At 72.3% G+C, this 12,741-nt stretch carries 9 protein-coding genes; 4 read left to right on the forward strand and 5 right to left on the reverse strand.

Going from position 1 to position 12,741, the window contains the following annotated elements:
- Positions 1-30 precede the first annotated feature (30 nt).
- Together pta and ABD295_RS16390 are read left to right on the forward strand one after the other, a co-directional pair.
- Complete coding sequence (gene pta / locus ABD295_RS16385; protein ID WP_344304873.1) at positions 31-2,127, forward strand: phosphate acetyltransferase; 2,097 nt, start codon at positions 31-33, stop codon at positions 2,125-2,127.
- Positions 2,124-3,320, forward strand: coding sequence for an acetate/propionate family kinase (locus ABD295_RS16390; RefSeq protein ID WP_344304874.1), 1,197 nt, complete (start codon positions 2,124-2,126; stop codon positions 3,318-3,320). Before pta ends, ABD295_RS16390 begins: the two co-directional genes overlap by 4 nt.
- Here ABD295_RS16390 and ABD295_RS16395 read toward each other — a convergent pair.
- The 4 genes from ABD295_RS16395 to ABD295_RS16410 form a co-directional block, all read right to left on the reverse strand.
- Positions 3,293-5,968, reverse strand: a complete 2,676-nt coding sequence (locus tag ABD295_RS16395; protein WP_344304876.1) for a bifunctional acetate--CoA ligase family protein/GNAT family N-acetyltransferase — start codon at positions 5,966-5,968, stop codon at positions 3,293-3,295. The two genes, ABD295_RS16390 and ABD295_RS16395, sit on opposite strands and share 28 nt — an antisense overlap.
- Before the next feature lie 152 nt (positions 5,969-6,120).
- Complete coding sequence (locus ABD295_RS16400; RefSeq protein WP_344304877.1) at positions 6,121-7,074, reverse strand: quinone oxidoreductase family protein; 954 nt, start codon at positions 7,072-7,074, stop codon at positions 6,121-6,123.
- Entirely contained in the window at positions 7,071-7,889 is an 819-nt protein-coding gene (locus ABD295_RS16405) for a citryl-CoA lyase (RefSeq protein WP_344304878.1), read from the reverse strand. The genes ABD295_RS16400 and ABD295_RS16405 overlap by 4 nt, the downstream gene beginning before the upstream one ends.
- Positions 7,886-9,040, reverse strand: a complete 1,155-nt coding sequence (locus ABD295_RS16410; RefSeq protein WP_344304879.1) for a CaiB/BaiF CoA transferase family protein — start codon at positions 9,038-9,040, stop codon at positions 7,886-7,888. Before ABD295_RS16410 ends, ABD295_RS16405 begins: the two co-directional genes overlap by 4 nt.
- 129 nt (positions 9,041-9,169) lie before the next feature.
- On the opposite strand from ABD295_RS16410, the gene ABD295_RS16415 reads away from it, so the two are divergent.
- Positions 9,170-10,633: an amidohydrolase family protein gene (locus ABD295_RS16415; protein ID WP_344304880.1), complete on the forward strand. Its 1,464-nt coding sequence runs from the start codon at positions 9,170-9,172 to the stop codon at positions 10,631-10,633.
- Positions 10,633-11,466, forward strand: a complete 834-nt coding sequence (locus ABD295_RS16420) for an IclR family transcriptional regulator domain-containing protein (protein ID WP_344304881.1) — start codon at positions 10,633-10,635, stop codon at positions 11,464-11,466. Before ABD295_RS16415 ends, ABD295_RS16420 begins: the two co-directional genes overlap by 1 nt.
- A gap of 9 nt (positions 11,467-11,475) precedes the next feature.
- On the opposite strand, the gene ABD295_RS16425 is transcribed toward ABD295_RS16420, so the two are convergent.
- Positions 11,476-12,693 carry a PxKF domain-containing protein gene (locus tag ABD295_RS16425; RefSeq protein WP_344304882.1) on the reverse strand — a complete coding sequence of 406 codons (1,218 nt, stop codon included), beginning with the start codon at positions 12,691-12,693 and terminating at the stop codon, positions 11,476-11,478.
- Positions 12,694-12,741 lie beyond the last annotated feature (48 nt).

Below are 12,741 nucleotides of genomic sequence, written 5' to 3' on the forward strand. Positions count from 1 at the left end.
GTGCCCACTCCGCGTCGCTAGTGTCGACACATGCCTCGAGTCTCGGGTCGCAGCGTCTACGTCGCGACCGTGGAGGGGTTCACCGGCAAGTCAGCGGTGGCCCTCGGGCTGCTCGACGCCTTGTCGCGCCGGGTGGAGCGGGTGGCGGTCTTCAGGCCGGTGGTGCGCACCGACAGCACATCGAGCGGGGGCATCGACCGCGACTACGTCCTCGACCTGCTCGTCTCCCACGAGGCCGTGCAGCTGACCTACGACGACTGCACGGGCGTGACGTACGACGAGCTGCATGCCGACCCGGATGCGGCGATGGACCGGATCGTCGACCGCTACCACCAGGTGGCCGAGCAGTGCGACGCGGTCGTGGTGGTGGGCAGCGACTACACCGACGTCGGAGCACCGGCGGAGTTCGCCTTCAACGCCCGGGTGGCTGCCAACCTCGGCTCGCCGGTCCTGCTGGTGCTCAACGGCAACCACCGCTCCCCCGACCAGCTGCGCACCGCCGCCGACCTCGCCGCGGCCGAGCTCGCGGCGCACCACGGCAGCCTCTTCGCGGTCATTGCCAACCGGGTGACCGACGCTCCGGCCCTCTGCGCGGAGGCACTGTCGCGGGCCGGGACGCCGGCGTACGCCATCCCGGAGCAGCCGATGCTCAACGCTCCGTCGGTCGGCGCCCTGATGGCGGCGTGCGGCGGGACACTCACGAGCGGCGACGAGGCGCTCCTGGCCCGAGAGGTCCCCGGCCTCGTCGTTGCCGCGATGACCCTGCCGCACGTGCTCGACCACCTCTTCGAGGGCGCGCTCGTGGTGACGCCGGGCGACCGACCCGAGATCGTGCTGGGTGTGCTGACCGCGCACGTCTCCACCAGCTTTCCGCAGGTCTCGGGCATCGTGCTCAGCGGCGGTCTCCCGTTGCCGCCCCAGATCCAGTCGCTGCTGGCCGGTCTCGCGGTCACCCTGCCGATCATCAGCACCGACCTCGACACGCACGCGACGTCGACCGCACTGACCAACCGGCGCGGTCGTCTCGACAAGGACTCACCGCGCAAGATCGCCACAGCGCTGGCGCTCTTCACCGAGCACGTCGACTCGGATGCCCTGCTTGATCGGCTCGAGGTCGCCAAGACCCATGCGGTGACGCCGTTGATGTTCGAGCACCAGCTCATCGACGCGGCCGTCGCCGACCGGCGGCACATCGTGCTGCCCGAGGGCGAGGAGGAGCGCATCCTCCGGGCCGCCGACACGTTGCTGCGCCGCAACGTCGTCGACCTGACCCTGCTCGGCGACCCGCAGGTGATCCAGGCCCGCGCGGCGACGCTCGGCGTCGACGTCTCCAGCGCCCGACTGCTCAGCACCCGCGACGAGGAGCTGCACGAGCGGTTCGCCCAGGTCTACGCGGAACGCCGTGCCCACAAGGGGATCGACGTCGACGCAGCGCGCGACATCGTCGTCGACGTGTCCTACTTCGGCACCCTGATGGTCGAGCTCGGCCTGGCCGACGGCATGGTCTCGGGCGCGGTCCACACGACCGCCCACACCATCCGGCCGGCACTCGAGCTGATCCGCACCCGCCCCGACGTCTCGGTGGTGTCGTCGGTGTTCTTCATGTGCCTGCGCAACCAGGTGCTGGTCTACGGCGACTGCGCGGTGAACCCCGACCCGACCGCCCCCCAGCTCGCCGACATCGCGATCGCCTCGGCCCACACCGCTGCTGCCTTCGGCGTGGAGCCCCGGGTCGCGATGCTGTCGTACTCCACGGGCTCCTCCGGCTCCGGCAGCGACGTGCAGAAGGTGATCGAGGCCACCGCCCTCGTCAAGGAGCGCGCACCGCAGCTGCTCGTCGAAGGACCGATCCAGTACGACGCGGCGATCGACGCGGCCGTCGCCCGCACCAAGCTGCCGGACTCCGTAGTGGCGGGCCGCGCCACGGTGTTCGTCTTCCCCGACCTGAACACCGGCAACAACACCTACAAGGCCGTGCAGCGATCGGCCGGAGCCCTCGCCGTCGGGCCGATCCTGCAGGGGCTTCGCAAGCCGGTGAACGACCTGTCCCGCGGGGCCACCGTGCGCGACATCGTCAACACGGTGGCGATCACCGCGATCCAGGCCCAGCAACAGGGCAGCGCGTGACCGGCTCGCTCGTCCTCGTCGTCAACGCGGGCTCGTCGTCGCTGAAGTACAGCCTCGTCGACGGCGACTCCGGCGCGGCCGCCGCTCACGGCACGGTCGAGCGGATCGGCGAGGAGAGCGGCTCCCTGACCCATGTGGTCGACGGGACCGAGCACGTCGACGAGCGCGCCTTCGCCACGCACGAGGACGCGCTGGCGGCGGCGCTGGACGCCTTCGACGATCACGGTCCCGCACTCTCCCCCGCCGACCTGGCCGCCGTCGGCCATCGCGTCGTCCACGGCGGCCCGCTCTTCTCCGCGCCGGCGTTGGTCGACGACGCGGTGCTCGATGCCGTCGAGGACCTGGTGCCGCTCGCCCCGCTGCACAACCCCGCCAACCTCGAAGGGCTTCGAGTCGGCCTTCGCCTGTTTCCCGATGTCCCCCATGTCGCCGTGTTCGACACCGCCTTCCACCAGACGATGCCGCCGGCGGCGTACACCTATGCCGTGCCGCTCGAGTGGCGCGAGGAGCACCGCATCCGCCGCTACGGCTTCCACGGGACTTCGCACGCGTTCGTGTCGCGCGCGGCCGCCATGCTGCTGGGCCGCGACCCCGACCGGACCAGCTCGATCGTGCTCCACCTCGGCAACGGTGCCTCTGCGACCGCCGTCCGCGACGGCCGCTCGGTCGACACGTCCATGGGCCTGACCCCGCTCGAGGGTCTGGTGATGGGTACCCGCTCCGGCGACGTCGACCCTGCTCTGCACGCTCACCTGCACCGCTCGCTCGGCTGGTCGATCGCCGACGTCGACAGCGCGCTCAACAAGGCGTCGGGGCTGAAGGGGCTCGCCGGCCACAACGACTTCCGCGAGGTGATGTCGCGTCGCTCGGCGGGCGACGAGGCGGCGGCGCTGGCCTTCGAGGTCTACGCCTACCGGATCCGCAAGTACGTCGGCGCCTACTACGCCGTGCTCGGCGAGGTGCACGCGATCGTCTTCACCGGCGGCGTCGGCCAGCACAATCCCGAGCTCCGCTCGGCGGCGCTGTCGGGTCTCGAGGGCCTGGGCATCGCCCTCGACCCCGCCCGCAACGAGCAGCCACTGCGCGAGCCCACGATCGTCTCGCCCGACGGTGCCGGCGTACCCGTCCTCGTCGTCCCCACCAACGAGGAGTGGGAGATCGCCCGTCAGTCCTTGGCACTCGTCCGCCGCTGAGACGCGAGGCGGCGAGGGATGCCGGCGTCGAGGGCCGGCGGCGGCGACAGGTGGGCCTTGATGTCGACGAAGTGCACGCCCTCGGCGTCGAGGAAGACGGGGTCGACGACGAGGTCGTCGAGGTGGGGTACGTCGAGCGCGAGCTGCCCGACCGAGACGACCAGCGCCTCGAGCGGCTCGGTGTCGACGGCCCAGGAGCCGCGGCTGCCGACGAGAGCGGGCCACAGCCTGAGCGCGCGGACAGCCCGGGCAGCGTCGGCCGGCGCCACGGGCGGCAGGAGCAGCACCTCGTCGTCCCACGTGCCCAGCGTGGTGCCCTCGCCTGCGGCGACGCGGACCAGAGGTCCGAGGCTCGGGTCGGGCACGATCCCCACGCCCACGCGGTGACCCATCAGCAGCGGCTGCACGAGCACGTCGGCGTCGCCACCGAACGCGCCGCGCAGCTGATCCACGGCCTCCTCGACCTCCTCCGGCCGGCGCAGGTCGACGCGGACCAACCCCCGGTCGGCCTTGTGCAGCTCGGTCGTCTCGGCGACCTTCACCACCACGGGAAAGCCCACCTCCGCGGCGACCCGCGGCGCGTGCTCCATCGGGCAGACCGTGCCGGCCAGCGAGATGCCGTACGGCGCCAGCAGCTCGGTCATCGCGTCCGCCGGCAGCCACTCGGGCTCGCCGGCACGGCTCGCGAGCCGGGTGTCGGCCCACCCGCGGGCGTGCTCCCCGCGGGTCCCGAGCTCGACGACGGGCCGGTCGTCGGCGACCCGTCGCCACTCGGCGTACCTTGCTGCCCGGCCGAGCGACGCGGCCGCGCCGACGATCGTGTTGTAGACCGTCACGCCTGGGATCCCCCTGGCCACGTCCGCCAGGGCACCGGCCGCGACGAGCACCACCGGCTTGTCGGGACGGGTCGTCCGGGCGCGGCCCAGCGCGGCGAAGAGCTCGACGCGGTCGGTGAGCCTGGTCGAGACCAGCAGGGCGAGCACCACGTCGAGCTCGTCTGACGCCAGCATCGTCGCGACGCACTCCTCGAGCCTCTCGGGGCTCACGTCCGCGCCGAGGTCGACGGGGTTGCGCCCGTCGACGGCCTCCGGGATCGCGGCCTGCAGCTCCGCGGAGAAGGCGACGACGTCGAGACCCTGGCCGTCCACCAGGTCGAGGGCGACGTTGCCGAGACCACCGGTGTTGCTCACGATGCCGATGCGCAGGCCGGCCGGAAGCGGCTGCTCGGTGAGCAACAGCGCGGTCTCGCAGAGCGTCATCCCGCTCGGGCAGGCGACGACGCCGGCCTGGGTCAACAACGCGTCCACTCCGACGCCCGGCCCGCTGACACCGCTGTGTCCGCGCTCGAGGCGCTCCCGCGAACGGCCCCCGACCAAGGCCAGCAGCGGCTTGCGCTCGGCGAACCGGCGGGCGGTGCGCGCGAACTTCAGCGCGTTGCCGAACGACTCGAGGTAGAGCATCGCGGCCGTGACCCGGTCGTCGTCCATCCAGGCGCCGAGCACGTCGTTGCTGGACACGTCGACCTTGTCGCCCAAGGAGACGAAGGCATGCACGCCGAGGCCGACGTCTCGGGCCATGTCGAGCAACGCGAAGCCCATACCACCGGACTGCGACACCAGCCCGAGCCCACCTGGCTCCGGTACCTCGTGGAGCAGCGTCGCGTTCAGGTGCAGACCTGGATCGTTGAGGAGGAGCCCCTGGGAGTTCGGGCCGACGATGCGCAGGCTGTGCGACCGCGCGGTGGCGACGAGCTCCTCTGCGCCCGCCGTGCGCCCCGCGAACCCCGAGGACACCACGCACACAGACCCCGCCCCAGCCTCCCCCGCGGCGCGAAGCACTGCCGCCACCTCCTCGCCCGGGACCGAGATGACCACGAGGTCGACCGGCTCTCCGATCGCGGCCAGGCTCGGCACCGCCGCCAGCCCGTCGATCGTCACTGCCTCGGGGTGGACCACGTGCAGGGGACCGTCGTAGGGGGACGACCGGATCGCGTCGAGCAGGCCGTGGCCGTAGCCGCCGGCGGCGCGTCGTACGCCGACCACCGCGACGCTGCGCGGGTAGAGCAACGGCCGCAGCGACAACGCCTCGGCCCGCCACTGGCGGCGATCCGCGGCGTCGACGGCCTCCTGGCTGGCGTCGGTGCGCAGCACGAAGGCGACCTCGCCCTCCTCGGTGCGCCTGGTCCCGGCGAACCCGGCCCGGCGGAAGACCCGCAGCATGCCGTAGTTCTCCTCGAGCACGTCTGCCTCGAAGCGGCGTACGCCGTGGCGCCGGCCGAGCGCGGCGAGGTGCTCGAGCAGCAGGCTGCCCAGCCCTCGGCCGCGGTCCTGGTCGGACACCAGGAAAGCGACCTCGGCCGTCTCCTCGTCGATCTCCTCCGCCGTGGCGAGCGCGAGGATGCGCCCCCGTGACACAGCGACGAGCGCTGCGGACGTGGTGTTGTCGGGATCGAAGAGGTGGGCGACGTAGGTGCGTCCCGCCTCACGGTTGGCGCTGAAGAAGCGCAGCCGCAAGGTGTCCTCGGAGACCTGCTCGTGGAGGTCGAGCACGCCCTGCCGATCTTCGGGTCTGATCGTGCGCAGCACCGCGATGGTGCCGTCAGCCAGCAGCACGTCGGCCGGATCGGCCACCCAGTCCCGAGGAGTCACGCTCCGACTCTGCCACGCACGTCGGTGGTTGAGGAGGAGCCGCTGAGCGACGTCACGGAACCCCCGACGACCGACGTCGGCGCCCCACTCACTCGGGCTCGTGACGGTTGCTGCGCAACCTCCTCGACCACCGATCCTTCGACGACCTCAGCTCAGGTCGAGAGGACCTGGCGGACGGCCACGCCGGTGGCGACGGCCCGCCAGGCGTCGGCCACCTCCGCGAGCGGCCGCACCTCGTGGGCGAGCCGCACCTGCCCGGCCGCAGCGAGCCCGAGCACGCCGGTCAGCGCTTCGGCCCGTTGGTCGGGGGTCAGCGAGTTGTTGGTGTAGCCGAGCACGGTCAGCGACTTGCCGCGCAGCACCGCCGACGAGAGCGTGGCGCCGTCGCCCGCCGAGCCGCCCAGGTTGACCAGCCGGCCACGTGGCGCCAGCGCCCGGCACGCGGCGCCCGCGACCCAGCCGAAGACCGGGTCGACGACCACATCAGCGGGCCCGCCCAGCGCTGCCTGCATCGCCTCGGCGAGCGCGACGTCGTCCTCGCCCTCGGGCAGCGTCACCACCTCGTCCGCGCCGGCGGCGGCCGCCCGGTCGGCCGACGCGCCGGGCCGACACACCGCGACCACCCGTGCCGCGCCGCGCGCCCGGGCGACCCCCAGGGCCACCTGGCCGACAGCGCCACCGGCGCCCAGCACCAGCATCCGCTCACCGTCCTGCAAGGCCGCACGCGTCACAGCACCCCAGGCGGCCACCCCGGAGAGGCCGAGCGCTGCCACCGCGGTGTCGACGAGCGCCACCTCGACTGGTACGACGTCGGCCTGCGACACGACGTACTGCTCCGCGAGCGTGCCGTCACCGGGAGCCATGCCGGCCGACGAGTTCACCCACACGCGCGTGCCGTCGTCGAGCCGGCCGACCCCTTGGACACCGGGCACGTAGGGCAGCGCGGGCGGTCCGAAGTACGACGTCCCGGAGGCGCACAGCAGGTCGAGGGGAACCACCGGCGCCGCGGTCATCCGCACCAGCACCCGGTCGTTGCCGGGCAGCGGGTCCGGGTGCTCGGCGTACTCCGGCGCCTCCCCGTGCGCGGTGACGACGGCTGCCTTCATGACGGCTCCTGCTCGGCGCTCGGGTCGACGTACACGGCGTTGCGGTCGACGGTGAGGTAGGCCTCCATCCCGATGGGGCGGCGCTGCTCCTCGGCGATCTGCCCCAGCAGCCCGGCCGCCCGAGCCAGCAGGGCGAAGCCGCGCAGGAGCTCGACCGGCAGCCCGAGGTCTGCCAGGGCGGCGCCGCAGACCCCGGCGCCGTTCAGCGGCAGGGTTCGTCCGAACACCTCGGGATGCACGCGACCGATCGCCTCGAAGAGGCGCAGGTGCGGGCCTCGCAGCCCTTCCTCCTCGGCGATCGCGAGGAGCCGTGGCGTGCGCGGGTCCTCCACCTTGTGGACCGGGTGGCCGAGGCCGGGCACGAAGGCGCCCTGCTCACGCGTGCGGCGCACGGCGGCGAGCGCGAGCGCGTCCCAGCCCGCCTCGTCGGACGGCAGGTCGCCGTCGACCGTGGCGAGCACGTCGTGGAGGTACTGCCCGCAGTCCTCGGTGACGCCGAGGAACCGCGAACCCCCGCCGAGCAGGCCTGCGGCGAGCGCACCCTGGAGGGAGTCGGGGGCGGAGAGGTAGGTCAGCCGCGCCGCGATCGCGGTCGGCGTGAAGCCGTGGTCGGCCAGCGCGACGAGCACCGCCTCGAAGACCCGGGTCTCCTGGGCCGTCGGCCGGCGCAGCGCCACCAGCCAGAAGGCCAGCTCACCGAAGCCCACCTTGCCCATGAGGTCCTCGGTGAGGTCCTGACCGAGCAGCCTGATCTCGTCGGCGGTCGAGGTGCCCAACGAGGTGGGGAACCGCAGCCCTGGCTCTTCGTCGCTCATCGAGGCTCCTTCAACCATGCCCGGATCTCCTCGCCGTGCTGGTCGAGCCGTGGCGGCGGCCGGTCATAGCTGACCGGTGTCTCGGAGAAGGTGATCGGGTTGCGCACCGACGGCACCGCGTCGGCACCCTCCCCCACGACGACCACAGGGTCGAGGCCGACGCTCTCGGCGAAGGCGACGCCGTCGTCGATGGTGTTGATCGGGCCGCAGGGCACGCCGGCGGCGGTGATGTCGGCGAACCACTCCATCGCCGTGCGCGTCCGCAACCGCTCGACCAGGAGCGGCCGCAGCTGGTCACGGTTGGCCGTGCGGTCCTCGTTGCGCGCGAACCTCGGGTCGTCGGCCAGCTCGGGCACGCCGAGCACCTCGACCAGCCTGCGGAACTGCGCGCTGTTGCCCGAGGTCAGGATCAAGTCCCGGTCGGCGCACGGCAACGGCTCGTACGGGTAGAGGCTCGGGTGTCCGTTGCCCATACGCATCGGCACCACGCCTCCGGCGACGTAGGCGCTCGATTGGTTGACCATCCCCGAGAGCGCTGACGACATGAGGTTGACCTCGACGTGCTGGCCGAGCCCGGACTCGCGGCGTACCTGCAATGCGGCCAGCACCCCGATGGTGGCGTGCAGGCCGGCCATCACGTCGAACACCGAGATGCCGGAGCGGTACGCCGGCCCGTCGGGGCTCCCGGTCAGGCTCATCAACCCGGAGATCGCCTGCACGATCAGGTCGTAGCCCGGGAGCGCGGCCCCCTGCTCCTGGCTGCCGAACCCGCTGATCGACGCGTAGACGACACCTGGGTTGGCGGCCGACACGGTGTCGTAGTCGAGCCCGTAGCGGACCAGGCCACCCGGCCGGAAGTTCTCGATCATGATGTCGGCCCGCGCGGCGAGCTCCTGGGCGACGGCGAGGTCGTCGGCGTCCTTGAAGTCCAGCGCGATGGAGCGCTTGTTGCGGTTGACGCCGAGGTAGTAGGTCGAGATGCCGTCCCGCACGGGCGGCACCCAGGTGCGGGTGTCGTCCCCCGCCGGGCCCTCCACCTTGATCACCTCGGCGCCCAGGTCGGCGAGGAGCATCGTGGCGTAGGGGCCGGCCAGGATGCGGGAGAAGTCGGCGACCACCAGTCCGGCGAGGGGCCCCGTGTGTGCGCTCATCGCGCCTCCTTCGGACAGTCGTCCGGGCGTGGAGATGACTCTTGACACGGGCAATCTAGCGGGACAAGGTGCTCAGATCGACTCGGGTTGACCGTCAGACGGACATGCGTCCGAGAAGGAGTCAGCGTCATGAGCGCGCCAGCAGACCACCGACCGGTGCTCTTCCGCAACGGCACCGTCCTCACCATGGACGACGCGCACACCGTGCTGACCGGTGCCGACGTCCTGGTCGTCGACGACACCGTCGCCGACGTGGGGACCGGCCTCGCCGCCCCCGACGGCGCCGTGGAGGTCGACGCCTCGGGCGGCATCGTGATGCCCGGCATGATCGACACCCACCGGCACATGTGGCAGACCGCCATGCGGGCCTACGGCGCCGACTGGACGCTGACGCAGTACTTCGTCTGGTACTACCTCGAGCACGGCAAGCACTTCCGGCCCGAGGACATCCACGCCGGCAACGTGCTCTCCGCCTGGGAGTCGCTCGAGGCGGGCGTCACGACGACGGTCGACTGGTCCCACGGCCTGCAGACCACCGACCACGCCGACGCGGCGGCCGACGCGCTCGAGTCGGTGCCCGGCCGGTTCGTGCTCGCCTACGGCAACATCCAGGCCGCGCCCTGGGAGTGGACGGCCGACGCGGCCGTGCGCAGCTTCTTCGAGCGGCGTACCCGCAGCGACCGGCTCGGTTTCCAGCTCGCCTTCGACGTCACCGGCGACCCGTCGTTCCCGGAGCGTGCGGCCTACGAGTTCGCCCGCGACCTGGGCCTCGCGGTCACCACGCACGCCGGCGTCTGGGGCGCGACCAACGACGACGGCATCCGGCTCGCGCACGAGGCGGGCCTGATCGGCTCCGACGACGTCTTCGTGCACGCGGCGACGCTGACCGCCGACAGCTATCACCGCATCGCCTCGACCGGCGCGTCGATCTCGGTGTCGACGGAGTCGGAGCAGAGCGCGGGCCAGGGCTACCCGCCCACCTGGCAGGTGCGCCAGCACGGCATCCCGGTGTCGCTGTCGATGGACACCAGCGTCTGGTGGAGCGGCGACCTCTTCACCGCGATGCGGTCGACGCTGGGCGCCGACCGCTCCCGTGAGCACCTCGAGGCGCACGTGAAGGGCGACACCGTCACCCACTCGTCGTTGCGGGCGGAGCACGTCGTCGAGTGGGCCACGCGTGGCGGGGCCGCGGCCCTCGGCCGCGACGACCTCGGGCAGCTCGTCGCCGGCAAGAAGGCCGACGTGGTGCTGATCAAGAACGACCACTCACCGGTGTCGTTCCCGCTCCTGAACCCCTACGGCCATGTGGCCTTCCAGGCCCAGCGCGGCGACGTGCACACCGTGGTGGTCGACGGGCACGTCGTGAAGGCGGACGGGCGACTCGTCGGCGCCGACCTGCCGGCGATGCGCACCGCGGTGGACAACACCGTCGACTTCCTCGTCTCGACCATCGGCGAGGACGCCTGGATGAGCGGGATGAACCCCGACCTGCCGCCTGGGTCCGTGCTCGACAACCCTTACCAGTACACCGACTACAAGTCCGACGCCACCCGCGAGGCCCGCGGCACCATGTTCGGCGACCCCGGAAGCTGATGGCGGGACGAGGGCACGGTCCCGACTTCGTCGAGGCGCTCGCGCGCGGGCTCGACGTGGTCCGCGCCCTCGGAGCCGGGAGGCTGACCCTGGCCGAGGTCGCGGCCGGCGCCGACCTGGCGCGGCCGACCGCGCGCAGGCTCCTGCTGACGCTCGAGGAGCTCGGCCATGTGCGGGTGCGCGACGGGACCTACGAGCTCACCCCGCGCGTGCTCGCGCTCGGCCTGGCGTACGTCGGCGCCCAGGGCCTGTGGGAGGTCGCCCGGCCGCACCTCGAGGACCTGGTCGCCCGCACGGGCGAGTCATCGTCGATGGCCCAGCTCGACGGGTCGGACATCGTGTACGTCGCCCGCGTCTCCGTCCCGAAGATCATCGCCCTGCGCGTCGAGATCGGCACGCGCTTCCCGGCGGCGCAGACCTCCCAGGGCAAGGTGCTGCTCGCGGCGCTCGCGCCCGACCAGGTCGAGGTCACGCTGGCCCAGCCGAGCCAGGCCGGGCTGCCGCCGTACATCGGGCGCACCCCGGAGCAGCTCCAGGACGAGCTCGCCCAGGTCCGCGCGCGCGGCTGGGCGCTCGCCGACGAGGAGCTAGCACCCGGGGTCCGCTCGGTGGCGGTGCCGGTGCGCGACGGCACGGGCGCGGTCCGCGCTGCCATGAACGTCACCGCGCACGCCGCCGAGACCAGCGTCGACACGTTGCTCGACGACCACCTGCCCCACCTGCTGCGGACGGCCGGCGAGGTCAGCGCCGACTGGGCGCTGTGGCAGGCCCGCCCGCACGCCGAGGTCGCCGCGCCCGCGTCTTCTGAGCCGACCTGCCGTCCGACCTCTTGAAGCATCCGCCTACTTGAAGCGGAAGGCCGCCGTGTGCGTCGTCCCGTCGACCAGCTCGACCACGAGCTGCCGGCAGCTGTTGGCCCAGGCCTTCTGCGTCTTCCAGACGTAGGTGTAGGTCTGCGTGGTCGCGTCGTAGCTCAGCCCCGAGCTGCCCGCGGTCGACGTCTGCTCGAGCTCGTCGGTCGGCGTACCGCCCACACAGGCCACTGCTCGCGAGCTCGGCGACCCGGCGGCCAGCACGTCGACACCCTGGTCACCGCCCAGCCCGAACTTCATCGGCACCGCCGCGCCTGCCTTGGTCGTGTTGACGACGGGCGCGGCGTCGATCGGCGCGAAGAAGCCCGACCAGTCGTAGACCACGTCGTACGTGCTCGTCGCGCCGCCGGTCTGCCCGGAGTTGTCGGTCGCGGTCACCACGAACTCGTGCGAGCCCACGGTCGTCGTGTCGACCGCGGCACCGTCGGCGACGGTGCCGACGCAGCTCGCGAGCCCACTGGACCCCAAGCCCCCGTCGGCGCACGCGTAGTCGGCGGCGACCGACGAGCCGAGGACGTACGACGCCCCGTCGGCCGGCGAGGTGATCGTCGCCGTCGGCGGCTCCGGGTCGCAGGCACCCGTCACGTCGTAGATGGTCAGGTAGTGGACGAAGTTGCCGAACCTGATCGCTGCGCCGACGTTGCGCCAGGGTCCGAGCGCGAACGTCTTGTCGTACGAGCCTCCCGCAGCGAGCTGGACCCGGTCGAGCTCGGCCGTGGCCCCACCGACAGCCAGGGAGCGGGCAAGGCCGAGGTCGACGGTCGAGGTCCACCCGTTGTACGCCTGCACCCGCAGCTGACCACAGTTCTCCGTGATCGTCGCCGTGACCGTGTCACAGAACCCGGGGCGCACGTACGTCGTCGTGGTCAGCAGGACCTCGGAGCCGTCCGCGGCCTCCTCGACCACGCGGCTCTCTCCCTGGGACCCCGGCGCCGGGAGGGGCCAGCGGACGAAGAACGTGGCGCTGGCGCGTCGCGACGACCAGCCGGACGCAGGAAACACCTGCACCCCGTCCTGGTAGATCCTCAGGTTCACCGCGCCCGAAGTCGGGTTCTGCACGTTGACGCCCTGGTCGGCGCAGCTGGAGACGTGGCCGTACGCGACCAGCTGCGCATCGGCGTGAGCGACTCCCGGCGCCAGCAGGACAGCCGCCAGGCTCAGGACCAGTGCCGTGATCATCCGGCGCATCGCGCCACCTCCCCCCGCCGGCACGACGGTCGCACCGGACCGTCGGAC

The organism is Nocardioides bigeumensis, assembly GCF_039531755.1.
Classification (GTDB): Bacteria; Actinomycetota; Actinomycetes; order Propionibacteriales; family Nocardioidaceae; genus Nocardioides; species Nocardioides bigeumensis.